This window comes from Paraburkholderia sp. UCT70 (assembly GCF_050434085.1).
Classification (GTDB): Bacteria; Pseudomonadota; Gammaproteobacteria; order Burkholderiales; family Burkholderiaceae; genus Paraburkholderia; species Paraburkholderia tuberum.
Map to the genome: position 1 here is coordinate 696,737 of NZ_JBNPVZ010000003.1, position 25,680 is coordinate 722,416.

20 protein-coding genes and 3 pseudogenes are annotated in these 25,680 nt (G+C 62.8%); 11 read left to right on the plus strand and 12 right to left on the minus strand.

The window, feature by feature from the left end:
- Positions 1-105: 105 nt before the first annotated feature.
- The 3 genes from hppD to OKW41_RS21080 all read left to right on the plus strand — a co-directional run bounded on the left by hppD (position 106) and on the right by OKW41_RS21080 (position 3,986).
- A complete protein-coding gene (gene hppD / locus OKW41_RS21070; protein WP_429573834.1) occupies positions 106-1,179 on the plus strand; it encodes a 4-hydroxyphenylpyruvate dioxygenase in 1,074 nt (357 codons plus the stop codon).
- A 174-nt stretch (positions 1,180-1,353) separates the two neighbouring features.
- On the plus strand, positions 1,354-2,736 hold the full coding sequence (locus OKW41_RS21075; protein ID WP_429573835.1) for an amino acid permease: 1,383 nt from the start codon (positions 1,354-1,356) through the stop codon (positions 2,734-2,736).
- A gap of 44 nt (positions 2,737-2,780) precedes the next feature.
- On the plus strand, positions 2,781-3,986 hold the full coding sequence (locus OKW41_RS21080) for an amino acid aminotransferase (RefSeq protein WP_429573836.1): 1,206 nt from the start codon (positions 2,781-2,783) through the stop codon (positions 3,984-3,986).
- Positions 3,987-4,174: 188 nt separating this feature from the next.
- On the opposite strand, the gene OKW41_RS21085 is transcribed toward OKW41_RS21080, so the two are convergent.
- The gene (locus OKW41_RS21085) at positions 4,175-5,293 is read right to left on the minus strand and encodes a patatin-like phospholipase family protein (RefSeq protein ID WP_429573837.1); all 1,119 of its coding nucleotides are present in this window, start codon (positions 5,291-5,293) and stop codon (positions 4,175-4,177) included.
- Positions 5,294-5,552: 259 nt separating this feature from the next.
- Here OKW41_RS21085 and OKW41_RS21090 point away from each other — a divergent pair, with 259 nt between their 5' ends.
- A complete protein-coding gene (locus OKW41_RS21090; protein WP_429573838.1) occupies positions 5,553-7,586 on the plus strand; it encodes an ATP-binding protein in 2,034 nt (677 codons plus the stop codon).
- A gap of 151 nt (positions 7,587-7,737) precedes the next feature.
- Complete coding sequence (locus OKW41_RS21095) at positions 7,738-8,727, plus strand: zinc-dependent alcohol dehydrogenase family protein (protein ID WP_429573839.1); 990 nt, start codon at positions 7,738-7,740, stop codon at positions 8,725-8,727.
- A gap of 265 nt (positions 8,728-8,992) precedes the next feature.
- On the opposite strand, the gene OKW41_RS21100 is transcribed toward OKW41_RS21095, so the two are convergent.
- From OKW41_RS21100 to OKW41_RS21115, 4 genes and pseudogenes are all read right to left on the minus strand, one after another.
- Positions 8,993-10,024: an Acg family FMN-binding oxidoreductase gene (locus OKW41_RS21100; RefSeq protein WP_429573840.1), complete on the minus strand. Its 1,032-nt coding sequence runs from the start codon at positions 10,022-10,024 to the stop codon at positions 8,993-8,995.
- 66 nt (positions 10,025-10,090) lie between these two features.
- Positions 10,091-10,249, minus strand: a pseudogene (locus tag OKW41_RS21105) (response regulator transcription factor); the annotation flags it as partial.
- A 322-nt stretch (positions 10,250-10,571) separates the two neighbouring features.
- Positions 10,572-12,233, minus strand: coding sequence for an AAA family ATPase (locus OKW41_RS21110; protein WP_429573841.1), 1,662 nt, complete (start codon positions 12,231-12,233; stop codon positions 10,572-10,574).
- On the minus strand, positions 12,230-12,538 hold the full coding sequence (locus OKW41_RS21115) for a hypothetical protein (protein WP_429573842.1): 309 nt from the start codon (positions 12,536-12,538) through the stop codon (positions 12,230-12,232). The genes OKW41_RS21110 and OKW41_RS21115 overlap by 4 nt, the downstream gene beginning before the upstream one ends.
- Before the next feature lie 174 nt (positions 12,539-12,712).
- Here OKW41_RS21115 and OKW41_RS21120 point away from each other — a divergent pair, with 174 nt between their 5' ends.
- On the plus strand, positions 12,713-13,663 hold the full coding sequence (locus tag OKW41_RS21120; RefSeq protein ID WP_429573843.1) for an acetyltransferase: 951 nt from the start codon (positions 12,713-12,715) through the stop codon (positions 13,661-13,663).
- A 791-nt stretch (positions 13,664-14,454) separates the two neighbouring features.
- Positions 14,455-15,132: a phosphoribosyltransferase gene (locus OKW41_RS21125; protein WP_429573844.1), complete on the plus strand. Its 678-nt coding sequence runs from the start codon at positions 14,455-14,457 to the stop codon at positions 15,130-15,132.
- Between the two features lie 61 nt (positions 15,133-15,193).
- Here the strand turns inward: OKW41_RS21125 and OKW41_RS21130 are convergent, their stop codons facing one another.
- Positions 15,194-16,915, minus strand: a complete 1,722-nt coding sequence (locus tag OKW41_RS21130) for a ShlB/FhaC/HecB family hemolysin secretion/activation protein (RefSeq protein ID WP_429573845.1) — start codon at positions 16,913-16,915, stop codon at positions 15,194-15,196.
- Between the two features lie 416 nt (positions 16,916-17,331).
- Here OKW41_RS21130 and OKW41_RS21135 point away from each other — a divergent pair, with 416 nt between their 5' ends.
- A complete protein-coding gene (locus tag OKW41_RS21135; RefSeq protein ID WP_429573846.1) occupies positions 17,332-19,371 on the plus strand; it encodes a glycoside hydrolase family 28 protein in 2,040 nt (679 codons plus the stop codon).
- Positions 19,372-19,449: 78 nt separating this feature from the next.
- Here the strand turns inward: OKW41_RS21135 and OKW41_RS21140 are convergent, their stop codons facing one another.
- A complete protein-coding gene (locus OKW41_RS21140; protein WP_429574353.1) occupies positions 19,450-21,696 on the minus strand; it encodes a putative bifunctional diguanylate cyclase/phosphodiesterase in 2,247 nt (748 codons plus the stop codon).
- Between OKW41_RS21140 and OKW41_RS21145 the strand changes: the two genes are divergently transcribed.
- Together OKW41_RS21145 and OKW41_RS21150 are read left to right on the plus strand one after the other, a co-directional pair.
- Positions 21,673-22,173 carry a hypothetical protein gene (locus OKW41_RS21145; protein WP_429574391.1) on the plus strand — a complete coding sequence of 167 codons (501 nt, stop codon included), beginning with the start codon at positions 21,673-21,675 and terminating at the stop codon, positions 22,171-22,173. The two genes, OKW41_RS21140 and OKW41_RS21145, sit on opposite strands and share 24 nt — an antisense overlap.
- A gap of 431 nt (positions 22,174-22,604) precedes the next feature.
- Complete coding sequence (locus OKW41_RS21150; RefSeq protein ID WP_429573847.1) at positions 22,605-23,174, plus strand: cytochrome b; 570 nt, start codon at positions 22,605-22,607, stop codon at positions 23,172-23,174.
- 302 nt (positions 23,175-23,476) lie between these two features.
- Here the strand turns inward: OKW41_RS21150 and OKW41_RS21155 are convergent, their stop codons facing one another.
- The 5 genes and pseudogenes from OKW41_RS21155 to OKW41_RS21175 all read right to left on the minus strand — a co-directional run.
- Positions 23,477-23,599, minus strand: coding sequence for a hypothetical protein (locus OKW41_RS21155; RefSeq protein WP_429573848.1), 123 nt, complete (start codon positions 23,597-23,599; stop codon positions 23,477-23,479).
- A gap of 74 nt (positions 23,600-23,673) precedes the next feature.
- The gene (locus tag OKW41_RS21160; protein WP_184058744.1) at positions 23,674-24,204 is read right to left on the minus strand and encodes a cytochrome b; all 531 of its coding nucleotides are present in this window, start codon (positions 24,202-24,204) and stop codon (positions 23,674-23,676) included.
- Positions 24,205-24,267: 63 nt separating this feature from the next.
- On the minus strand, positions 24,268-24,705 hold the full coding sequence (locus tag OKW41_RS21165) for a DUF6691 family protein (protein WP_429573849.1): 438 nt from the start codon (positions 24,703-24,705) through the stop codon (positions 24,268-24,270).
- A gap of 1 nt (position 24,706) precedes the next feature.
- Positions 24,707-25,138 carry a YeeE/YedE family protein gene (locus OKW41_RS21170; protein WP_429573850.1) on the minus strand — a complete coding sequence of 144 codons (432 nt, stop codon included), beginning with the start codon at positions 25,136-25,138 and terminating at the stop codon, positions 24,707-24,709.
- Between the two features lie 44 nt (positions 25,139-25,182).
- A pseudogene (locus OKW41_RS21175) lies at positions 25,183-25,488 on the minus strand (TSUP family transporter); the annotation flags it as partial.
- Between OKW41_RS21175 and OKW41_RS21180 the strand changes: the two are divergent.
- A pseudogene (locus tag OKW41_RS21180) lies at positions 25,477-25,638 on the plus strand (helix-turn-helix domain-containing protein); the annotation flags it as partial. The pseudogenes OKW41_RS21175 and OKW41_RS21180 sit on opposite strands and share 12 nt — an antisense overlap.
- Positions 25,639-25,680: the final 42 nt, after the last annotated feature.

Below are 25,680 nucleotides of genomic sequence, written 5' to 3' on the forward strand. Positions count from 1 at the left end.
TGCGTGGCGATTGGAGAAATTTTCTTTCATCATTGCGACACCCAGCACCACTCGGTGCCGGTTGCTCGCCACAAATCATTCACCCTCTGCTGAACCTGAGAGATCATGGCCGACCTGTTTGACAATCCAATGCAACTGATGGGCTTCGAATTCGTTGAATTTGCCTCGCCCGTACCCAATGTGCTCGAACCGCTGTTCGAGCAGATGGGCTTCACACTGGTGGCTCGCCACCGTTCGAAGGACGTGCTGCTTTACCGCCAGGGCGAAATCAACTTCATCGTCAATCGCGAGCGCAACAGTGCGGCCGCTTACTTTGCCGCCGAGCATGGCCCGAGTGCGTGCGGCATGGCATTTCGCGTGAAGGATTCGCACAAGGCCTACGCCCGCGCGCTGTCGCTAGGGGCTCAGCCGATCGAAATCGCAACCGGTCCAATGGAGTTGCGATTGCCCGCAATAAAGGGCATTGGCGGCGCACCGCTTTATCTGATCGACCGCTTCGAGGACGGCAAGTCGATCTACGACATCGATTTCGAGTTCATCGAAGGTGTCGAGCGGCGGCCGGCCGGTCATGGCTTGCGCCTCGTCGACCACCTCACGCACAACGTCTACCGCGGCCGCATGACGTATTGGGCCAACTTCTACGAGACGCTGTTCAACTTCCGTGAGCTACGCTACTTCGACATCGAGGGCGAATACACGGGTCTCACGTCGAAGGCGATGACGGCGCCGGACGGCAAGATCCGCATTCCATTGAACGAGGAATCTGGCAAGGGGAGCGGGCAGATCGAGGAATTCCTGATGGCCTTCAATGGCGAGGGCATTCAACACATCGCGTTCCTGACGGACGATCTGATAACGGTTATCGACAACCTGCAGATGGCAGGCGTGCCGCTGATGACGGGGCCCAACAGCTACTACTACGATGCGCTCGCGACGCGCTTGCCGGGCCACGGTCAACCGGTGGGCGAATTGCAATCGCGCGGCATCCTCCTCGATGGAACGACGGCAGACGGATCGCCGCGCCTGCTGCTGCAGATTTTTTCCAAGCCGCTGCTTGGCCCTGTCTTTTTCGAATTCATCCTGCGCAAGGGTGATGAAGGTTTCGGCGAAGGCAATTTCAAGGCGCTGTTCGAGTCGCTCGAACGCGATCAGATCGAGCGGGGCACGCTGAAGGTTTGACGCGCATACAACCCCGTTGATAGCCGCTGCAACAATACCTATTCCAGCAAGACACGGCACCGGCGCCACAAGCGTCGGCTGTGAGGCCTCGGCACGTTTCGCCTGCCCGACCAGAGCAGGTGAAAAGCGAGGCGTGGCGTCCAGAACCAACCGCAGGACACAGGAGACAACATCGTGGCACACCGGCAACAGGGCACGCTACAGCGCGGCCTGAAGAATCGTCACATTCAGTTGATCGCGCTAGGAGGCGCAATCGGCACCGGCCTCTTTCTCGGCATCGCGCAGACCATCAAGACGGCAGGACCGTCCGTGTTGCTCGGGTACGCGATCGCGGGCATCGTCGCCTTCTTCATCATGCGGCAACTCGGCGAAATGGTCGTCGACGAGCCGGTTGCGGGATCCTTCAGCTACTTCGCAGGCAAATACTGCGGCCAATTCTCCGGCTTCGTGTCCGGCTGGAACTACTGGGTGCTGTACGTTCTCGTGTCAATGGCAGAACTGTCGGCCGTTGGCATCTACATGCAGTACTGGTGGCCCGGTCTGCCCACGTGGGTCTCCGCGCTCGTCTGCTTTTGCGTCATCAACGCGATCAACCTCACCAGCGTGAAGTCGTACGGCGAGCTCGAGTTCTGGTTCTCGATCGTCAAGGTCGCGGCGATCGTTGGCATGATCGGCTTCGGCGGCTACCTGGTGATTTCGGGCCATGCAGGCCCTGACGCGGGCGTGGCCAATCTCTGGCGCCACGGTGGCTTCTTTCCGAACGGCGTGTCGGGCCTCGTGATGGCGATGGCTGTCATCATGTTCTCGTTCGGTGGACTGGAACTCGTCGGCATTACGGCCGCCGAGGCGGAAGATCCTTCGCACACCATCCCGCGCGCGACCAACCAGGTGATCTACCGGATCCTGATTTTCTACGTCGGCGCACTCGGCGTGCTGCTGTCGCTGTATCCGTGGGAAAAAGTCGTTACGGGCGGTAGTCCGTTCGTGCTGATCTTTCACGCGATGAATAGTAACTTCGTCGCCAACGTGCTCAATGCGGTGGTGCTCACCGCCGCGCTGTCGGTGTACAACAGCGGCGTCTACTGCAACAGCCGCATGCTTTACGGCCTCGCAGGCCAGGGCAATGCGCCGCGCGCTCTGCTGAAGGTGAACGCCCGCGGGATTCCGCTCGTCGCGCTGGGTGTTTCCGCCGTGGCGACGGCCACCTGCGTGGTGATCAACTACCTGATGCCCGGCAAGGCATTTCAATTGCTGATGGGGCTCGTCGTCTCGGCGCTCATCATCAACTGGGCAATGATCAGCATCATTCATTTGCGCTTTCGCAGCGCGAAAGCGCGAGCCGGTGAGACGACCGTATTCCGCAGCGTGGGTTATCCGCTCACCAACTATCTGTGTCTGGTGTTCCTTGGCGGCATTCTGGTGGTGATGTGGCTGATACCGGATCTGCGCATGTCGGTCTACCTGATCCCCGTTTGGCTCGTTGCGCTGGGCGTCGGCTATCGCTTGCGCAATCGACGCGCGGACGCCTCGGTACCAGTTGGTGTGCCGATGCGCTAGGCACCGCGTTTCTGCAACCATTTGGCCTAATCCAGGGAACCAGCATGTTTGAACACATCGATGCCTATGCGGGCGACCCGATCCTCACATTGAACGAGAACTTCGCGAAGGATTCGCGCGACCATAAGGTCAATCTGAGCATCGGCATCTATTACGACGATCAAGGCCGCTTACCGGTGATGCAAGCCGTACGCGAGGCCGAAGGACAACTGCTCGCCGAGCCCGGTCCAAAGCCGTACCTGCCGATGGCGGGCTTCGCCCACTACCGCGATGCCGTGCAATCGTTGGTGTTCGGCGACGACTCGCCGGCACGTACCGAGGGGCGCATCGCGACTGCGCAGACCTTGGGCGGCTCGGGCGCGCTCAAGGTCGGTGCGGATTTCATCAAGCGCTATTTTGCGGGCTCACGGGTATGGGTCAGCGATCCGACGTGGGAAAACCACCGTTTCATCTTCGAGCGCGCGGGATTCGAAGTCGACACGTACCCGTACTACGACGAATCGAGCGGCGGGCTCAAGTTCGAAGAGATGCTGTCGGCCATCGACGCGCTGCCGGCGCGCAGCGTCGTCCTGTTGCACGCGTGCTGTCACAACCCGACGGGCGTCGATCTGAACGACGCGCAATGGATGCAACTGATCGAGGTCATCAGGAAGCGGACCCTGCTGCCATTCATCGACATGGCGTACCAGGGCTTCGGCGCGGGCATCGACGCGGACGCATTTGCGATTCGTGAACTCGTGCGCCAGAACGTGCCGGCGTTGGTGGCCAATTCATTCTCGAAGAACTTCTCGCTGTATGGCGAGCGGTGCGGCGGACTGTCGGTGATTTGCGAGTCGCCGGATGTCGCCGGGCGCGTATTGGGTCAATTGACGAGCGCTGTGCGCGCGAACTACAGCAATCCGCCGACGCACGGCGCAAAGATCGTAGCGCGCGTGCTGACAACACCGGCAATGCGGCAATCATGGCAACAAGAGCTTGCATCGATGTGCCGGCGCATCATGCGTATGCGTGCGGAGATCCATGAACGCCTGCGCGGCAAGGTGCCGGACACGATGCTCGCGCGCTACCTCGAGCAGCGCGGTATGTTCACGTACACCGGGTTGTCGGCAGACCAGGTCGATACGCTGCGCGAACGGCACGGCGTCTACTTGATCCGGTCCGGGCGCATGTGCGTCGCCGCGCTCAATGACAACAACGTTGCGACGGCTGCGGAGGCCATCGCGAGGGTCATCTCGCGGGCAGGCGATTGAGACTGCCGCAAGCTGGCAGCCGCGGCCGGATACGCGATCAGTCCGGCTGTATCCACGCGGGATCATCACCGCCTGGATCGACGGGTCCGCATAGCGTCGCCGTGTTGCGGCTGAAGCCCGTGGTGTTGACCACGAAGTACGGCCATGAAGTCTGACGATGAGCGCTGGGCGTGCGACCTCCGTCCTTTTCAGTTTCGTCGCGCGCTCGCGTTGCCGCTGTGCCTGAGCGTCGGATCGAGCAACGAACCCTTGACGTCGAGCGAAGACGCTTGCCCGAGTTTCGCGTAGTCGTTCTCGAGCCATACGTTCGCCACTTCGCGGCCACGCTCGAAGAGCGTTTTGAGCAATGACCAGGACGTGCTGCTCTTGGAAACAAAACCGAACTTCGCGAGAAAATCGTCGTCGCGAATCAGGTGAAACCTGACGGGCTTGAAGCGGCTTTTGCGCGCCGCTTCCTCGCCGACCGAGTCGAGCACACGGTTGACCGCTTCGATCGCGTTGATCTCCAATACGACGGACGCGTTGAAACCGATTTCATTGAGCCGGTCGAGAATGCCGCGCGCGTCTTTAGGCGGCATGTCGTGGCGCACGAACGGATTCGCCAGAACGAGAATCAGGTCCTGGGCATGGGCGATCAACGGTGCCAATGGCGGGTTGCCCAGATAGCCGCCATCCCAGTACGGTATGCCGCCCACGCTGATGGTGCGAAACTCGCTCGGCAGGCATGCGGAAGCGCGCAATACGTCAATGGAAATCTCGGGGCGGGTGAAAATTGCGCGTTGGTTGGTTCGTACGTCGGTTGCGCAAATGAACAGTTGCGGGCCATCGCGCGTGGTATTGAGCGCGGCGAGATCCTGTTCGGGGAGGGCGGAACGAATCACCGGCCCGAGAGGATCGCGGTAAAACGGATTGCCGTAAGGCGAAGCGACGAGTCCCACGGCCTCCAGCATGATGGCGGCGGGATTCCAGTCGATATTCCAGCCGCCGAATGGGCCGGGTTCGGAAAAGCCGAGGAGCGCGTTGCCCGCCAGCGCACCGGCGCGCGATACCGCTTCCCAGAAGGCGCGCAGCATGTCGCGCGCTTTCGGTGCGCCGCTGGTTGTGAGACCCGCCGCGCACAGCGTCGCATTGATTCCGCCCGCGCTTGCGCCGCTGATCGCCGCGATATCGAGCGGGGTTGCCTGCGACGAAGCCTCCAGCAGACGGTCGAGCACACCCCACGTGAAGGCCCCGTGCGAACCGCCGCCTTGCAGGGCAAACGCGATCTTGGGGCCGTTCTGTCGCGTTGAGTTCCGGGGTTCCTCCATCGCCATGGCTCCTTCGCGTCTTCATCGCGTTTCCGGCAATCTTACGCGCACGCGAGGATACTTGCGTCGGAAACGTCGAGCTTTTAATGGTTCGTCCTGTCCCGCATGCCATGGCGGACCGCCTTGGATGCTGCGATACTATTTATAGTCGCGCGCTGCGTAACCTACTAAAACGGTCCATGACAAAGAGGTTGACTGACACAAACCGGTGTGCCGGGACGGCATCGCGGGCTCACAGCGTTCGTCCGGGGGTACCTGGATGAAACGGCATCTCGATCTGGATTCCCGAGGCGCGATCACGCTAAACGGGCTGGCGCGCAGGCTGGGGCGTACCCGTGAGCAACTGATGCATCGCTGGATCGCCGAGACCTCGGAGCTGGGAGCGCACACCGATGCGGACAGCGGGCAGGGACTCATTGGCTGTTTCGCCTATATGCTGGCCGAAGTATGCGCCGCCCTGCTGGTCGCCGGGAGCGACGCGTCACTATCCGCGCATGTGGCGGTCGCGCACCCCGGCAGGTTCTGGCCAGAGGGCTGGCGGGTCACGGATCTGTTTCGCAACATCGATCTGATGCAGCGCTTTCTGAAAGACGAGATCCGCGCGTATTTCGGTCCGGTTGCGTCTTCCGTCGACGTTCACATGCGGGCACACGACATCGTCGAGCGCACGTTTCGCGCGATGATCGAAAACGCCATCGAGGCGCAAATGCAACGTCAGGCCGCCGAGGTGGCGGCGGCGCAGGACAGCCTGCACACGGCGCTGACTGCGCTGAAGCTCTCCGAGGAGCGGCTGCGTGTCGCCACGAGCGCGGCCGGCATCGGCATCTTCGAGTGGTGTGGCGCCTCGCGACAAGGCGTGTGGGAAAACCGCCAGATGTACGAAATCACCGGGCAGCCCGAGAAGAGGGGGCCGTTGACGGAAACCGAGTTCATGACGTCGGTCGTTCATCCCGACGATGTCGAACTGCTGAAATGCCATTTTCAGTCCCGGCTGGTCTCCGGCGAGCCGGTGCATGTCGCGTTCCGGCTGCACCGCGTAACCGACCGCGCGCTCAGGACCGTCGAAATGTTCGGGTATCTGCGTTCGCCCGCTCAGCAGGACGATTACACGTTCATTGGCAGCTTGTGCGACGTGACGGAGCGGACCGACGCGCAGGCGAAATTGCAGGACGCCGATCGCCGCAAGGACATCTTTCTGGCCACGCTCGCGCACGAGCTGCGCAACCCGTTGGCGCCCGTGCGGAACGCCGCGCATCTGCTGGGCCACAGCGCGGGAGCCGATCCCGCCAAACGTGAGTGGCTGCGGAATGTGATCGAACGCCAGACCGGCCACCTGTCGCATCTGATCGACGACCTGCTCGATGTATCGAGGATCACCACCGGCAAGATCGAGTTGAAGCGCGAGGTCTTCGATATCAGGCTGGCACTCGACCACGCTCTCGAGATCACGATGCCGGCTGCGTTGCAGCGGCATCACGACATCGTGCGTCTGCCGCTCGCGCACCCAGTGTACGTCCACGGTGACCCGGCGCGGATCACCCAGACATTCTCCAATCTGCTGGATAACGCGATCAAATACACCGACGAGGGTGGCCGGATCGTGGTATGCGCGACGCTCGTCGGTCAGCAGGTATCCGTTACCGTGTCGGACACGGGCACGGGTATTTCGGGCGACGCACTGCCTCACGTGTTCGATCTGTTCGTACAGGGTTCCTGCCACGGCGAGCCGTCCAGGGGCGGTCTTGGGATCGGGCTCTCGGTGTGCAAGACGCTGACCGAGATGCACGGCGGGACCATTGTCGCCAGGAGCGAAGGCAAGAACAGAGGCAGTGAATTCGAAATACGTCTACCCGTTTGCCAGGGCAGCAACCAGCGGGCGAAGGACGGTGCCGAAGCAGGTCGAACGCCGTCCGATCCAATGCGTGTTCTGATCGTCGACGATAACAGCGATGCCGCGCTGTCGCTCGCAATGATTCTCGACGCGCACGATGTGCGCACCGCACACAGCGGGGAAGAAGCGCTTCAGATTGCCGCTGCCTTCGAGCCGCAGATCGTTTTCCTTGATCTTGGTCTGCCGGGAATCAGCGGCTATGAGGTTGCGCGTCGGCTGAGGGATCATCAGGCGGCTGGCAAGCGCCTTGAAATCGTCGCCGTGTCGGGATACGGACAGCCAGAGGACGTGGCTCGTTCAGCGGGGGCGGGGTGTGATAGTCATCTCGTCAAACCCGTCGATATCGAAGAACTGCTTGCGATCATCAGGCGAATGACCGGCGAAAATCCGGCCACCGCATAGTTTTCGATCGACCCTCTTTGTGCGAGGCGGCGTTCTGGGGCGACGACGAAAAGCACTGTTCGGATTTCCCCGCTTATCAGTCGAATTCCCTCGCGGGAACGACGTTGTAATTTTCGCAGTGCTCTACCATCAATCCATCCAGGAGGTAGTGATGTCACGGACTGTCAGGTTTGCCGAGGCCGGTGGGCCGGAAGTGCTTCGATTCGTCGACGAATCGGTCCGCGGCCCCGGCCGCGGTGAAGTTCGCATCAACGTGAAAGCGATCGGTCTCAATCGCGCGGAATCGATGTGGCGCACCGACCAGTACACCGAGCCCGTCCGCTTTCCGGCCGGGCTCGGGTACGAGGCGGCCGGCATCGTCGACGCGGTGGGCGAGGGCGTCGGCGGATTCGCGCCCGGAGACCAGGTCAATGTGATCCCGTCGTTCTCGATGAATCAGTACTTCACCTACGGCGAAGTCATCATCGTGCCGGACCATGCAGTCGTCAGGCACCCGAAATCTCTTTCCTTCGCCGAGGCCGCGTCGGTGTGGATGATGTTCGTCACCGCATATGGCGCGCTGATCGAAGATGCGAAGGTGGGCGCCGGCGACTACGTCGTCATACCGGCCGCTTCGAGCAGCGTTGGACTGGCAGCGATCCAGCTAGCGAATTACGCGGGGGCGACGTCGATCGCGGTCACGCGCCATGCTGGCAAGCGACAGCAGTTGCTCGACGCGCGTGCCGCACACGTGGTCGTGACGGACGAGTCGGACCTTGTCGAAGCGATCATGCGGATCACGGATGGAAAGGGAGCTCGCGTCGCTTTCGATCCGGTCGGCGGCCCGAACTTCGCGAAACTGGTCTCGGCGCTGTCCTTCCAGGGGATCGCGTATCTGTACGGCGTGCTAGACGAACGTGCCACGACGCTGCCCGTGCTGCAGATGATCGCCAAAATGATTTCCGTGAAGGCGCACAACATCTGGCTGACGAGTGGCGACCCGACGCGCCGAAAGGCTGCGGTGGAGTTCGTGCTCAAGGGGCTCGAAAGCGGCTCGCTGAAGCCGGTCATCGATCGCACCTTTGCGTTCGACGAGATCGTCGACGCGCACCGCTACCTCGAAACCAACGGGCAGTTCGGAAAGATCGTGGTAACGGTGTAGCCCGCGAGGTGTAGCCCGCTAACCGACATTGAGGTGAGGCAACGCGCTGGTTTTCCGCTTGATATTGTTGCTGGCCGCGTTCGCTCAAGCGCGGCCATCGCGAAGTGCTGAGGTCCAGTTCATACAGCATGTGGCGGCATTGGGGTAGCGCATGACATGGCGATCCTTCGGTCGGATCGCCCATGCCGGCGTTGGTCGGGCTGTCGCGCGACCTTCATCACGGGCCCATCGGTACCGTTTCCACGCGTGCCCGGACCCACGCGTGTCAGGACACCACATCGGCCAGCGGCCGCCTCGGCGCATGACTGACGCGCGGGCCGCGGCCGACGCGGAGCAGAAGCTGCGGAATCGCCTCCGTTCCCAGCAGCGTCCGGAGCCGCTCGCGCAGCGGGTCCACTTCGATCGGCTGGTTCAGGTAGGAAGCGCTCAGTCCCGCGGATGCCGCGACCAGCAGCATCCGCTCGAGCGCCTGTCCCGCGGCGAGCCATGCCTCGCGGTCGTCGCGCATCGTGGCAATGCCGACCATCAGCGGCGAGCCTTGCACGAGGTGCTGATGCGTGGCGGGCTGTCCTGCGCCCACATCGAATACGCGGACGGCCAGGCTGACGAGCGGCGCCGCGAAGTCGAGCAATGCTCCGACAGCGGTACCGTAAGCCGGCATGCCATCGTCGCGCCGGCGCGGGTGGATCCAGCTGGCGAGCTCGCGACGGAAACGTGGGTCCGCGAACTGCGCGTGATCGGCGTCGGCGATCAGTTGCGCAAGCGCCTCGCGCGCGGTCGTTTGCTCCACGCAACAGGCAATCGCGCCCTCGTCGTCGCAGGCGTCGCTGAGCTTGCGTTGCAGTGCCACCGGAACGGCTTCGTCGACGAACGGCGCACGCGTCGTCACGCGCGCCGTCAGCGCGTCGAATAGTTCGTGCAGGTGGGGATCGCGAGGCCCGTCGCGCGACACGCGCACGAGCGCCACGATGTCGGGGTCGGCTTCCGATGGAAACGGCGTGATCGCATAAGCGAGACCGAGACGGCACAGCGCCACGCGAAGATTGAGCAACGCCGCGCCGCAGCTCATCAGCAGTTCGCGATCGAAAGGATCGACCACGGGAAGCGCGCGCATGCGGTCGGCGCAGATCTGTACGGTCTCGCCGTCGACGATGAACCGCCACGGTTGCGTGTTGTGATTCGACGGCGCGAGCACCGCATAATGCAGCGCAAAGCGCAGCTGCTGTTCCAGTGGCGTGGAGGCGTGGAAGTGCGGTTCGCCGATTTCCCACGCGTCATGTTGGGCGGCATCGGTCATCTCGAAGTCTCCTTTCGGATCGTTCCCGCGAGCACGCGGTTCGTGTCGTCATCGTGTCGCCGGGTCATTGCGCCCCGGCATCGACAGGTCGAGCACGAGCACGTGGGCCTGCGTCGCGCTGTCGCAAGCTTCGCCGGCCACTTCGAAGCCGCTCGCGCGCTGCAGGATATGGCGCAGTCCGTCGCGTACGAGCGTGTGGTCGTCGGCCAGCAACACCTTGATCAGGGGGTGATCTCTCCCGGTTGCATCCATTGCCAGGGGAAACCTGACCGCAATCGCGAAGTCCGCGCTTTGCGCGGTATCGATCCGCATGGAGTCGCCGAGCATCGGCGCGTGTTCGCGCACGCCGATCAATCCGAACGGCATTTCGTGACCGCTGGCTCCGACCGTCTCGCGATTGGCGTCTCGTTCGCGATCCATTATCCGCTATCCGCGGCGGGCAGTCGGGCCGTTTGTGTGAGATGTCACTTTGGCCAGCCGTGATCGACGCGGACGCGACCTCGATCACACGCGCAGATCAATGACCCCGCTTCGCGTCGGAACACGATCAGCGTGTCGCAAACGGCGCTGACTGCATCAGTGCAAGCACGGGTCGCCAGAACGCGGGGGAGTCGAACGCCGCCATCGGTACCGCGGTGTCGAATGACAAGGTCGACGCCTGTTCCGCCGGCGTCAGTGCTTCGGCGCTCGCGAGTTGACGCGCGAGCGTCGCGGTGTCGGCGTCGGATAGATCGCGCGGACCATGCCGGCGCGCTTCGATGCGTTGCGCGAGCACCGTTGGTTCGGCACGAAAGTCGAGAATGCGAGCCGGTACGCCAAGCCGTTGGGCGAGCGCGAAAAACGTGTCGCGGTGACGGAACTCGAGAAAGGTCGCGTCGACGATCGCGCTGTGGCCGCTTTGCAGCACGCGGTGCGCGAGTCGAAGAAGGTGGTCGTAGATCGCGTGACGTGCGGCTGGCGTGTAGTGTTCGGCGCCAAGCGAGGTTTGCGCGTCGGGCGCCGGCCGCAGACGCTTGCGTTCGGCATCGCTCGACACTCGCACCGCGCCGCACAGGTCCGCGAGAGCCCGGCTCGCGACTGATTTTCCCGAACCGGAGTAGCCATGACACAGCAGCAAAACGGGTGCCGGCTTCTGCGTTTGCGCCCGTGCCACCTCGAGGTAGCGCAGGGCCGGATCCGGGATGGCGACGTTGCGGCCCGCTACGTATCCCGCTTTCAGGCACGCGACCCACGCCCGCACCAGCGCGCGATAGGCGACGTACAAAGGCATCAGCGACAGCGTCGCATAATCGCCCGACGTTTCCAGCCAACGGTTCAACAGTCGATTGGCCAGACGGGGCTCCGCTCGCGCGCACAGGTCCATCACGAGAAACGCGACGTCCGCTGCGACGTCGATCCAGCGTAGCGCATCGTCGAAGTCGATACAGTCGAACATCGCGATTGCGCCGCGCCAGCGAACCACGTTGTCCAGATGCAGATCGCCATGGCAGCCCCGCACGAAACCCTCGGCGCAGCGCCGCTCGATCAGCGGCGCGAGTTGGTCGAGTTGTCGCGCGCACCACGCGGCAATACCGGGCAGCGCGGGATGGCTGCAATTGGCCAGCAGCGCCGCGTTGATCGTTTCGATCTGCGTTCGCACCAGCGTGGCGCTCCCGTAGCGCGACGACGGCGCGTTGCGGGGCGCCCTCAGGTGATAGTCGGCGAGCCGCTTCGCCGCGCCGTCGATGTCGCGCGGCGTCAGTGCTCCATTCGCCGCGAGACTCGAAAAGAGCATCGCCTCGTCGAAGCGGCGCATCTTGACCGCGTGATCGACTGTCACGCCGCCGTCCCCGAGTGTCAGCACGCCGGCGTGGCGCGCAATCGGCAGCACGCCGGCGTAAATACCTTGCGCGAGTGGCCGGTTCAGACGGAGCTGGGCTTCGCAGCAGCGCTTGCGGGTCGCGGTGGCGGTAAAGTCCGCGAAACCCGGGGCGACGGGTTTGATGATCTTGTACGCGAAGCGCCCGGCGAGATACACGACGGATATGTGCGTTTCGACCCGGACGATCCTGCCCGCCGGATGACGGTACGTGCCCGGCCTGCGCAGCGTCGCGTCGAGTCCGCGCACGCTGCGGCGCGCGGCGCGGACCCGGTTGTCGAGATGCTGGATGCCGCGCATGCTTGCATTGGCGCGTGGTGAAGAAAGCTTGCGGCTCCGTGGCGAACTCATGCCGGACTCCACCTCGCGGGCAGCTGCGCGGCCATTTCTTCGTGGCGACCGGTCAAGTCGACCGAGCCCGCGACAACCAGGCCGGAATTCGCGACGAGCGGCACGCCGGGCGCGCGTTCGACGATCACGCTGCGGCCGCCGAAACCAGGCATGACCTTGACGGCCTCGGCGAGCGCATTGACGCTATTGAGCAGCAATTGCCGGGCGTCATCGTGAAGCACGAGCGTCTCATTCGGCACGGTTGACCTCCGCCTGGTGGGACGGCCGGCGCCCGCCTTGCGCGCGAGCCGGAATCGTCTACTCATTTAAGCCATCGGGTATGGTAACCGGCTTGATCTGTATCAGCGAGGCGGTAGCCGGGCATCGCCAGTCGGTCGGCAACTGCCTGTACGCTTCCATACGAAATGGAGCGTGGGTCACCGTTTGACCGCAGTCAAGCCGCGTGCGATCGTAGCAGCAACGCGCCGGTGGAGCAGCTGATGAAGCGATTCGATATTTTCAATGGCGATGCCGACGGCATCTGCGCGCTGCATCAGTTGCGGCTCGCCGAGCCTGCCGACACGATCCTGATCACGGGAGCCAAGCGCGAGATAACGCTTCTGCAACGCGCGAACGCGCAGCAGGGCGACAGCGTGACGGTGCTGGATATTTCGCTCGACTCGAACCGCGAGCCACTCATCGCGTTGCTGGATCTTGGTGTAAAGATCGACTATTTCGATCATCATTTCCCCGGGCCCATCCCCGCACACGCGCTGCTGACGACGCATATCGATACGTCACCGGATAGGTGCACTGCGCTGATCGTGGACCGCCATCTGCAAGGCCGGTGCACGCGATGGGCGGTGGTCGCGGCCTATGGCGACAACCTGCATCGGGCAGCGCATCGGGCCGCCACTGCGTGCGCGGTGAACTCGTCCGATGAGCACAAACTGCGCGAACTCGGCGAAGCGATCAACTACAACGCCTACGGGGACAGCGTCGTCGATCTTGCCGTCGATCCTGTCGAGATGTATCGCGCCATTCAACCCTATTCGGATCCGCTCGAGTTCATTGCGTCGACCGGCGTGCTGCCCGAACTGCAGGCGCGACGAACGGAAGACCTCGAACTGGCCTTGGGACTCGCGGTAATGCGGCGGGTCGCCAATGGAACGGTGCACATTCTTCCCGACGCGGCGTGGGCGCGGCGCGTGCGAGGCGATTTCGCCAATCTCGTCGCGCGACGCGACCCGGCGCGAGCGCACGCGGTGCTGACGGCCGGCGCCGATGGCCGATACACGGCGAGCGTACGGGCTCCGCTCGATTGTCCGCGAGGCGCCGACGTCCTTTGCAGGAAGTTCGGAGGAAACGGCAGGGTCGCTGCCGCCGGTATCGACGGGCTCGATCGCGCGCGGCTCGACGAATTCGTGACAGCGTTCAGCGTTGCGTTTTGACGCGACGTTCGTGGAGCGGGTGACCGGTAATTCACCGTCGCATCGCAGTCGGCAGTGCGAATTCGCCAGGTGGCGCATCGACATGGACGTCGTCACCGTCGCCTGGACAGCGGAGGGCGGGCTTGATGCTTGATGCAAATCAACAATGGTCCGCCGCTACGCATCGATCATTGGGCTGTACTCGAACTCGGGGCTAATCACGAGTGGCCGGATCTTTGCGATAGGCGCATCGCACGGCGGAATCGACGCGTTGCAACGACTGGTCGACGCGGACTTCGTCGCGGCGGCACGCCGCGCGAGCGGATTCGAAGTTGGCGCCGAAGGGAGCGCGGCGACGCGTCCTTCAGCGCCCGTCAATTGCGTCGCCTCGCGCCTGCCTGCACCGATGTGCGACAGCGCAGGGCACTCGATGTGGAGATCACTCGCGGTCGAGTATCTGAAAGAGCGTTCGATTCGGGTGCGTGACGTGATGAGCGCCCCCGCCGTCACCGTCGACGAATCGACGCCGCTTGGCGCGGGTTCCGTCGGTCGCCGGCATCGCTACGCGCAGCGGACCGCAGGCGGGAGTTCGCGGCGTTCCTCGTCGAGTGCGCGATCGATTCGATGTCGGTGGGTCCGGACAGTTTCATTGCCGTCAAGCGCGAGGCAGCCGCCGCGGAAGCATGCCCCTGTATCGGTATCGCCTACGAGAGCCGTGAAAACTTCTCCGTTCAGGAGGAACGCTTGATGCGGCCAATTGATGGCATAGTGGGTTTGGCAACCCGCACTGACGTTGCGGTGGAGGAAAAGCGATGGGCAACGTGTTTCGCGACCGCGCCGACGCTGGCAGACAGCTGGCCCACGCACTGCGCGACTATCAGGGTCGCGGCGATCTGGTGGTGCTGGCTCTGCCGCGCGGCGGCGTTCCTGTCGCGTTCGAAGTCGCACGGGCATTGCATGCCAGGCTCGACGTTCTCGTCGTCAGAAAGCTTGGGGCGCCTCAAGACGAGGAACTGGCGATGGGCGCCATCGCGACGGGGGGCGCCCTTCATCTGGAAAGGTCGGTGCTTCGCGAACTGCAAATCAGTGACGCCCAATTGGCCGACGTGATCGCGCGCGAAAGAGCCGAACTCGCGCGCAGGGAACTGGCGTACCGTGGGGAATGCCCGCCGGTGCCAGTACAGGGCAAGACGGTGATCGTGGTCGACGACGGCATCGCGACGGGGGCGTCGATGCATGCGGCGCTCGACGCACTCGGCAGCAGACATCCCGCTCGGATCGTGGTGGCGGTCCCGGTGTCGCAATCTGATGCGCGCACGGCATTCGAAGGAATCGCGCACGCGTTCGTGAGCGTGCTGGAGCCGGATTGGTTGATGGGGATCAGCGGGTTCTATGTGAATTTCGACCAGACGACCGATGAAGAAGTCCGCGCCTGTCTCGCCGCCGCGCGCGGTTGGGAGCCCGAGCAGGGCTCGGACTCGGCCGGATGACGGTGCAGTGAAGGCAGACACGGCGGCGGGCCGTGTCGAACATGGGGCATCTATCGACGGCTCACGTTCCGACCGACACGTACAAGAGCACGATCGGCGCCTTCGAACCATTTGGTGTCGCCGAGCGTAATGGCGCGCCATAGGTGCAGCGCAAATCCACGAATCTCGACCATTGGACGCGCACGCCCGCGCCGACGCCCGCGAGCAGACCGGGGTTATTTTCGGCTGGCTGGTCGATCGTGCTCCATACGCGGCCCGCATCGAGAAACACAAAGGGTTGCACGACTGCGTTGCTCGCGCCGAGCGAGATCGCAGGCGTGCGCACCTCGGTCTGAATGTTCCAGCCGCGATCGCCCAGCGTGACGTATGGGTCGTAGCCTCGCACACTGGACTCCCCGCCGAGCCCCATCTCCTCGCTCGGTAATAACGTGTTCGGCGTCCACTGAAACGTTCCGTTCGTGATCAGCGTGAAGCCAGCCCCAAGCGCGGTGGCACGAGACGCTGTCAACTGCATATAGATGTAGCGGGCCGTCGCGCCCTGCCGCGCGGCGTTAAATGCCTCGTCCTGATTGTTGCCATCCAGTCCGCCCGGACTGGCGACGAGTGTCGCCGCGGCGTGCGCCGTGCCAGCCTCGGTCGGTTTGCTGATGTCGTAAGACAACACGAACTGATGTATGTGCGTATTCGAGTTGAAAACCTGGGAGCCGCCAAATTCCAGATCGTTGTTGCTGCGCTTGAAGTCGTATCCGATCTGGATCAACTGTGTCGTGTCCGTGATGGTCGGCAGACGCAAGTCGTAGCGAAAGCTGAACTGCGCAGAAATGCCCGTTTGCCCATACGTGTCGGGCAACCGTGGCGTGCTCTGCGCGTAGACGCCGAACAACTCGATACTGTCGAGCCAAGGCAGCGGCGCCGTGTAGTTCAGCGCGTGCGCGGTGAAGCGGGCGCGGTTCGGGCGGCCTTCGATATTCGGATTGCCGCTGAAAAAATCGTTGCTGGCAGTGAATTGATAGGCGATCTGCTGATCGAGACCAAGCAGGTTGCCGTAGCCTATGCCTGCAAAGAAACGATCACGGCCGAGTTCCGGCACGCCTTCATTGTCGTAACCCGCGCTTACACGAAGCGGCAGCCGGTCTTCGGTTTGCAACACGACGTCGGTCGTGTCGGCGGCCTCACCGGGCGCAAAAACAGCATCGACCCGTCGATAAGGATTCGCGTTGAGCACCGCAAGTCCCTTCGAGACCGCCGATTGCTGGATCGGTCCGCCGGGCTCGAGCGGCATTTCACGTTCGAGAAGCCTGCTCGAAAAGTAGGTGTTGCCGCTGGCATGAACCCGACCCAGTCTGAATTCGGCAATGGCGATACGCACGACACCCGAGCTGACGTCCTGTTCCGGCACGTAGACGTCGACGAGCGGCTTTCCCGCCGCCCGATAACGCTCGACCACGGCGCGGCGTATCTCGGCGAGGCGGCCGAAGGTCAGCGGCTTGTCGAGGTCCGTGGCGAAGCTCTGCAGGAAGGCGGCGTCGAGTACGGGCAATCCTTGCGCGACGATACGACCTTGCTGGCTCGGCGATGCCGCCGCGGACGCGCCGGCCGGTTCGAAGATGAGCCCGGCAAGCCGCTCGACAGCGATCCGTGCGGACTCGGCCTGCGCTTCTGGGGAGGAGGGTGACGACGCGCTTCGCGGCGCCTGCGGTGCGGGTTGCGGCGCGAGGTCGCGCCATGCCTGTGCCGCTACTGGTGAGGTCTGCATGATGCCCGCAATGCACGTTGCGATCATCAGGACAGCAGTGCAGGCGGCGGATCGCGGTTTCATCGATCGCATATATGCATAGCGCCGTGCCTATTGGCGGCGTGGCAGCAGGCTGCGGCGACCAGCAAGCCGCCGCCCTCGACCCGATGTCGCGCATGCAATACGAGCCTTCCGTCGTTCATGGCGATACCTATTAACGGGTGTGGTGCATCGAATCCGGAGCCGCACGTCGAAATTATTCTAGTCGAAGCGCCTGCGCGAGTTTCCAAAAGCGACCCGAACCCTCTTCACACCTCGCGAATGCTATCGAGGAAACCATTTAGTAAGGGTTTCCTCCATGTGTACTGACCCGCGTCTTGTCTTTACTCTTCTAGACTTGTCATACAACCGGCGCAATGACGATTCTCTCGTGCGCCTACAACTATCTATCAGGAGGGGACTCGATGTCCAAGCTGTCGTGCGATCTTGATAAAAACGCGCCCGCAACGGGCGACACCTTGCGCATTTCGCGCCGTGGCTTCATGGGCCTCGGAGGCGCGCTCGCCGGCAGCGCACTCCTGCAGGCTTGCGGCGGCGGCAGCGGAGTTTCCGCTTCCGCGGCAGGCGGAAGCAGTAGTTCCACGCCAGCGACGGGAAGCACGCCGTCAACGGCTGCGGCCGATCCGATCTGGGGTCCCAACGGATCAGCGACGAACATCATTAATGCGCTGCAGAAAATCACGCAGAGCGCGTTCCCGGCCGTCGATTTCCAGGTCGAACAGTACGGTGCGCAACCGTGCGCGGTCATTGCCCAGGCCAACCCCTACACCGGCAGTTCATCGCCCCTGAGTACGGGGGCCGGCGCGACCAACGCACCGGGATCGTTCGATTCACGTCCCGCTTTCCTCGCGGCAATCGCGGCCTGCAGCGCAGCCGGTGGCGGCCGGGTCGTGGTGCCGGCGGGCACGTGGTATTGCGCGGGTCCCATCGTGCTGCAGAGCAACGTCAACTTCCATCTGAGTGCGAACTGCACGATCTATTTCAGCCCGAATCCCGCCGACTATGCGAAGGACGGTCCGGTCAAATGCGGCGCCAACGGCAATCTTTACTACAGCCGCTGGCAGGCGAACGACTGCCTGAACTTCGGCTCGCCCGTGTACGCGCGAAATGCGAACAACATCGCGGTGACTGGCGAAGGCCCGACCTCGGTGCTGAACGGTCAGGCGATGACGCCGTTCGCCGGAAGCGGAAACACCAGCACTTGCTGGTGGACCTACAAGGGTTCCAGCGGCGCGTACGGCTGCGCGGGGTCGACCACGCCGTCCCAGGCCTATACGAACCCGAACAACGTCGATCTGATGGTGGTCGCCCCCACCATTTCGGCCTCGCTCTACACGCTATTGACCAATCCGGCTACGCCGTGGCAGCAAGACCAGAACTACCTGCCGGCGCTCTCCGAAGCGGGCGTGCCGGTCGCGCAGCGAATCTTTGGTCTCGGCCACTTTCTGCGGCCGTGTATGGTTGAGTTCATCGGTTGCACGAACGTGCTGATGGAAAACTACCGAACCAACAACACGCCGTTCTGGCAGCATCATCCGACGGACTGCACGAACGTCGTGATCCGTGGCGTGACAGCCGACAGTATCGGACCGAACAACGACGGCTTCGACCCCGACGCCTGCAACACGGTGCTGTGCGACAGCGTAACGTTCAACACCGGCGACGACTGCATCGCGATCAAGTCAGGCAAGGATCTCGACACGGAGTACGGACCCGCGCAGAACCATGTGATCCAGAACTGCATGATGAATAGCGGTCACGGCGGCATTACGCTCGGCAGCGAGATGGGTGGCGGCGTGCAGAACATCTACGCGCGCAATCTGACCATGCTCAATCAGTTCTGGGCAACGAATTCGCTGAACATCGCGATCCGTATCAAGACGAACATGAACCGTGGAGGCTACGTCAAGAACTTCTACGTCAATGGCGTCACGCTCCCACACGGCGTGAGCCTGACGGGTGGAGGCTACGGCAGCAAGATGCTGACGGGCAGTCCGATCAACGGCACCGTGCCCATCGGTGTGGCCACCGCAACAGCCGCCAACCCGTCCGCGTCTCAAGGCGGCCTGATCACGTTCGATTGCGATTACCAGCCTGCCGCCGATGCGATTCGCACACGCCCCGCACTCATTGACAACGTCAACATCGCGAACGTCAATGCTTCGAACGTGACATTGGGCAGTACAACCGGCTCCTGTTTCCAGGCCATCGTTGCGCAAGGTCCAGTTGCGTTCGATTACAACGGTCCGGCGCCTGCGCCGACCGTACCGGCAATCACGGGAGTGACGATTTCCAACTGCGACTTCGGCACGCCTGCGGCCGCAGGCCCCGCGAGCGCCAGCACGCCGGGTCCGATCTACCTCTACAACGTGCACGACATTACGTTGCAGAACGTGATCATCGCTGGGCAGACGCTCAATCAGACGCTGTCGGATCCGCGTTAAATACGACGCACAAAAGAGCGGCGAGGCGCCGCTCTTTGGCGTCGCACAGCTAAAGTGAAGTCGTCGCGCCGGGGGCTCTCAAGACGAGCCACTTTGCAGCTCGCTCATCAGGCTCGCAGCGTAGGCCGGAATATTCGCCGCTGGCTGTGGCGCGGCGAAGTAGTATCCCTGAACGATCTCGCAGCCGGCCTCGGCAAGGAAAGCCAATTGTTCCGCTCGTTCGACGCCTTCCGCGACGACTTCGAAACGCAGATTGCGGGCGAGTGCGATGATCGCACCGATAATCGTCTCATCCGCGAGACTGCTACCAATGCCGCGGATGAACGACATGTCGATCTTCAGACGGTCCGCGTGAAAGCTGCGCAGGTAAGCCAGGCTCGAGTAACCGGCGCCAAAGTCGTCGATCGCTATGGACACGCCAATGTCGTGCAGGGCGCGCAGGGTGGGCAGGGCGCCCGGTGCAACCAGGCCTCCTTCGGTAATCTCCAGTTCGAGCCGGTCCGCGGCCAATTGTGATGCGGCAAGAGCACGACGCACGACGGCGCCGAAATCACTCGAAGTAAGCTGGCTGGGCGACACGTTGACCGACATGCGCAGCTCCGGCAGCACTTCCTCCCAGCGCTTTGCCTGTGCACAGGCAGTTTGCAGCACCCATTCTCCGATTGACGCAATCAAACCGATGTCTTCGGCCAGGGGTATAAACGTCGTTGGGCTGACCGTGCCGAAGTCCGCGTCGCGCCATCGGATGAGCGCCTCGACTCCAGTCAGCCGGTAGCTGCGTATGTCCACTTGCGGCTGGTACGCCAGCTCAAAGCCGTTCTGCTCGACGGCGTTGCGTAGCTTGTGCGATAGCGCGATGCGCTGAGTCGCCGCATGCGCGAGCGAAGGGGCAAATCGCTCGACGCCGTTACGCCCGCCTGCCTTGACTCGATACATCGCAAGGTCTGCGTGTTTCAGCAGAGTTTCGCAGTCCGTGCCGTCTTGCGGATAGCAGCTGACCCCGATGCTCATCCGGACCCGCAGTTGCATGTCGTCGATTTGCACTGGCTTGTCCAGCGCTTGCATCACGCGCGTCAACAGCGCGGAGAGTTCGTCATCGTCGGTTGAACCCTTCAACATCGTCACGAACTCGTCGCCGCCATATCGCGTCACCACGCCATCCGTTCCGACCGATGTCGACAGCCGCCGCGCAACTTCCTGCAACAGGCGATCGCCTGCGCCATGGCCCAGGCTGTCGTTGATGTCCTTGAAATGATCGAGGTCGATGAACAGCAGCGCGAATTCGTGACCATCGAGAATCGCCGTGTCGATCAGCTCACGCAGCGTCACGCGGTTCGGCAAATCCGTCAGCGCATCGCGACGTGCCTGCCTGACCAGTAGATCGCGCGACTCAATGAGTTCCGTCAGGTCGCTCACCACGCTGATGTGATGCGTAACCTTTTCCGCCTCGTCGCTCACCGGTGCCACGTACAGCTGATACCAGAACTCTGTCCCGTTTGCGCGCAGGCTTTTCGTTAGCGTGGTTGCCTCTCGCTTCTCGGCAATAGCGGAACTGATCTGTTTCCACAATCCAGGTGTTTCCGGCCGCGCGGAATGATCTGCGATCTGCGGGCGCTCATAGCCGGTTATTTTCTCGAATGCCGGGTTCGCGTATTCGACCACGTCGCCGCTCGGATCGGGTCGGGTGATGAGCACGCCGTTGCCAATTGCGTCGAGTGCACGGCTTCGCAGCAATAACGCGAGTTCGGCGTGCTTGCGCTCCGTTACGTCGACGGCCGTAATGAAGCACGCGCGACGGCGGGCATAGGTGAGGAAGTGATACGACAGCTCCACGTACACGGGCGTGCCGTCGCTGTGTCGATGCCGGCATACGCCGGCCGAGCCGCTCGTGGTAGCCGCGGCCAACAGCGCGTGCAGATCGTGCAGAAATGACGGCAAGTCGGCGTTCGCATACAGAGAGGTCATGTCGAGCGAACACAGATCACGGCGCGTGCGTCCGTATTGCGATGCGGCGGCCCGGTTCGCAGCGAGAATCGATAGCGTCTCGACGTCGAAAATCAACATCGGAAGTGGATGATGATAAAAGTACTGACGAAACCGGCGCTCGCTTTCTGAAGCAATGACCCGCGCGCGCTGCCGTGCTAGACGGGCGCGATAGTGAGCAACCAACGCATAGCAAAGGAGAAAACATGCCGCCAGCGCCGTGATTGCAAGCACGGTCCGCTCTATCACCAGGTGGCGCGTCGCGCTGTCGGATGCAGCCCTCAGGGAAGCGGTCTGCGCGTCGCGGAGAGTCACCAGTTGGGTGACGATGTTCGCCAGCATACGGTTCGCTTCGAGCAGCGCCGGGCTGTCGACCGACGCGCGGCCATCCGCCACGCGCGCATGTACCGCGATGTCGGCAAGAAGCCACGCCCAGCGAGCCGTCTCACCGCGCAGGTGCCTTACCATCAGTTGGCTTCGCGGGTCGCTGGCGTAACTTTGTTCCAGGCGGTCGAAACTGGTGGCGGCCGAAACTACCCGCTGCACTGGCCACGCGAAAGACGCCACCCGTGCACTGTCGAGCCCCACCAGGAAATCGGCGTTCGCCTGGATGTTCACTGCCTGCAGCGTCTCGATGTCGTCGCGTGCACGCAGAGCGTGAATGCGCTCCGCGTCGGACCGCTCATGCCATATGAGCGTGTAACCAATGCCGACAGCGAAAATGACGAGGCCAGTCAACACCAGTGCGACGGTGATGATCAGTTGCCGGTCGACGCCATGTCGCCGCCTCCACCGGCCAATAATGCCGGCGATGCCTAAACTCGAAATATATTGCATCGGTCAAGAATCAGCGCGCGCACGAGTACATAACATTTGATACTCGACGGCGGCGTGGCTGTGCGTCAGCATCTTTTACCGGTTACTGCGCGCGGTAACCGGGCTATTGTCTCCTCGATGGTGATATCGGCAGCAATACGAAGAACTTGAGAATGACTTTGCAAGCGCCACGCGACCGGCTGCACACCGCGCCGCCTGGCTGGACGGAGAAGATTTGAAACGTGAGCCGCTAACAGCTTGAGATTTCACCAGGAGTTTGCGCGTAGAATCCATTCACGAATCCAATACGCCAGCGTCCGGCCAGCCATGTATGCCACGTCACGATACGATGCATCTGCGTGTGGTATCCACTGGCTTGCCGTGTCGCGGTCGTGCCTACCGTTCGTCGATCGGCACACATCGGGAGCGCTATAGTGAAAAGCTCTGCCACACGCTACGGTTCGATTGCCCAATTCCTCCACTGGTGCACGGCAATTGTCGTGCTCGTGACGTTCATGTATGGGCCCGGCGGATCTGAACAGCGCGTCTACTCTTCGGTGCACGAGTTCGACCGGCGACTGCACGAGACTTTGGGTTTGTGCGTGTTGGCGCTCACCCTCATCCGCCTGCTGTGGCGAGCATACGACGCGCGTCCCGAGACACCTCCAGTTTCTCGCTGGATGGCTGTGATGGCAACAACCGTTCGATGGATGCTGTATCTGCTTCTCCTCGCGCTACCGCTTACCGCCATCTCGGGCGCGTGGCTCGAAGGGCATCCGCTGACGCTGATCGGCGGTTACGATATTCCGCCTTTGCTCAGTAGTTCGCATGGAGCAGGCTCAGCCCTCGCATCGCTGCACGCGTGGCTCGGCGACGCCATTATGTGGCTTGCGGGGTTGCACGCATTCGCGGCTATTTTTCATCATGCCTTCCTTAAAGACGACGTCCTGATCGCGATGCTTCCACGCTGGTTTCCGGCGGGACGGGCACGTACTGGCCGATAAGTCCCAAATGCCACGAAGCGAGATTGGGCGACGATGGTCCTTGAACACCCGTGGTTGGCCCGCCAGCATCGCCGAGAATCAGGTCGCTTGCGTTCCCAATGATCCTGTCGACATAACGGAAATCCATGTTGTCCGATGCCCAGTGGCCGATCCAGCGTCCATCGCTTCCCTGATGGTCGTAGTTCGAGTAGGTAAATTGCGTGAACGCACCGACCCTGTCGGTGATCTTGCCGGCGAGGAAGATGCTGGCTGAATCGAAAATCGGCAGACCGTCTTTGGGAGAGACGATATTGCCGCTGGCATCATGGTTGAGCCTCGTCCTGGGTCACGTCGAGCATCGCCATCACGGCCACTGGAATCGTACGTTCGCCGAAGGTATATCCGTTCAGCTTGAACATTCGACCGTACGGCGTCAGTTCGGGCAACTGTCCGCCCGCGTGACATGCCACGCGGCTTTGCCCTGTTTGACGGGCAAATATAGGCAGCGCTCGAACTACCGCTAGATCTTCATGCGCTGCAGAACGCGGTCGCCGGCGACGAACTGATGAAACATCGCCGCTGCGATATGCAGGCAGATCACGCCGAATAGAACCCAGGCGAGGACGCCGTGAACATCGCCCATCGCATGTCCGAATGACGAACCCGGTGCCGACAGTGAGGGCAACGAAGCAAGTCCGGCGAGGCGGACCGTCCACGTGCGCGACGAAGCGTTGATCCAGCCGAGCAGCGGCACCAGCACGAGAAGCACATACAGCGCGAGGTGCGTGAGCTTCGAAGCGGCGCGAAACAGCGGCGGCAGGTTGTCCGGCGGCGACCGATGAGTCACGCGCCACAGCACCCGCAACACCATCGCTGCGAGCAGTGCGGTGCCGACGCCAAGGTGCCAGGCGATTTCGCCGTCCGGCACGGTATCGCGGTGCACGTCCGGCATCGTCCAGCCGATCACGAACTGCGCGGCAACCAGCCCGACGACGAGCCAATGGAGCAAACGTGCGACGATGTCATAGCGGTGTTCAGTGGAGACTTGCATAGGGGAGCCTGTGAGTTGGATTCAGTCGAAACAGATCGTACACGACCGCGCCTTAAGGCCAGGTTAAGGGGCAGTCGTCAAGGCCGCCTGTCTGCGCCGTTCCAACCATTCGAAGACGGCCATTCCCGCGATCATCGCCGCCACGAACACCCACGCTTTCGCCGACCCGAGTCCGAGCGCAACGAGCGCCGGGCCGGGACAGAACCCTGCAATTCCCCAACCGACGCCGAACGCGAGGCTGCCCACCATCAGCCTTCGCGTGACGTGCGTTGACGCGGGAATCTGCATCGGCAATCCGAGCAGCGACTTGCCGCGGCGCTTCGCGATCGCGAAGCCGATTGCTGCGACAGCCACCGCGCCGATCATCACGAACGCGAGCGACGGGTCCCAGCGTCCTGCGAAATCGAGGAAGCCCAGCACTTTGGCGGGGTTGGCCATGCCCGACAACAGCAGGCCGAAGCCGAACAGCAGCCCGCATACGAATGAAACAACTGTTGCCATCCTAGGCTCCGAGAAGATGTCGCATGATATAGACGGTGACGAAGCCGGCCGCCATGAACGTCGCCGTCGCCACGAGCGAGCGCCTGGCGCCGCGTGAAATGCCACACACGCCGTGTCCGCTCGTGCAACCGCTGCCATAGCGGGTGCCGATGCCGACCAGAAAGCCGGCCGCGATCACGGCCGGCCACGACGCGTCGACGCTGATCGCGACGGGCGCACCGACTGCGCGCGCGATTACCGCGGCAGCGACCAGCCCGGCAACGAAGGCGACGCGCCATGCGCCGTCTCGCCTGGTCCAGCGCAGCAGGCCGCCGACTATCCCGCTGATTCCGGCGATGCGGCCCAGCAAAAGCACCATCGCCGCAGCCACGGCGCCGATCAGCAGGCCTCCGCACAGGGACGCGAGCGGGGTGAAATGGTCGAGATCGATCATCGTTCAGGTTGACTGTTGTGTGGGTTGGAGGGAAGCGGCAGCGCTTACATCAGCGCCGCTTTGACCAGCAGGCCGAGCGCCACGCAGACGAGGATGCTCGCAAAGCCCAGTTGCACCTGACGCGCGGCGATGTGATGCGACGCAAGCCGTCCGCTGAGCATACCGGCGGCGGTGGCGCCAGTGAACCACAACGCGACTTCGAGTGGAAGCGTTGCGCCGTGCGTGGCCGTCGCGAGAACGCCGCCACTGCCGACGAGTGCGATCACCATCAGCGAAGTCGCGACGATACCGTGCATCGACACGTCCGTCAGCTTGCGCATCATCGGCACAATGATGGAGCCGCCGCCGAGGGCTTGCCGCGCAAGCTGACCGATGCGGAACTCGCGCGCGCAGCGGCGCAATTCCGCGGAAAACGCAGTGAGCTTGCCGCGCAGCTGGGATTGAGCGAGCGCACGCTTTATCGCCGGCTCAAAGCGATCGCGGGCGGTGAGGGGGCCTAACGTTTCCTCGGCGTAGTGGGGGAGCGTTCACATCTTCTCCCC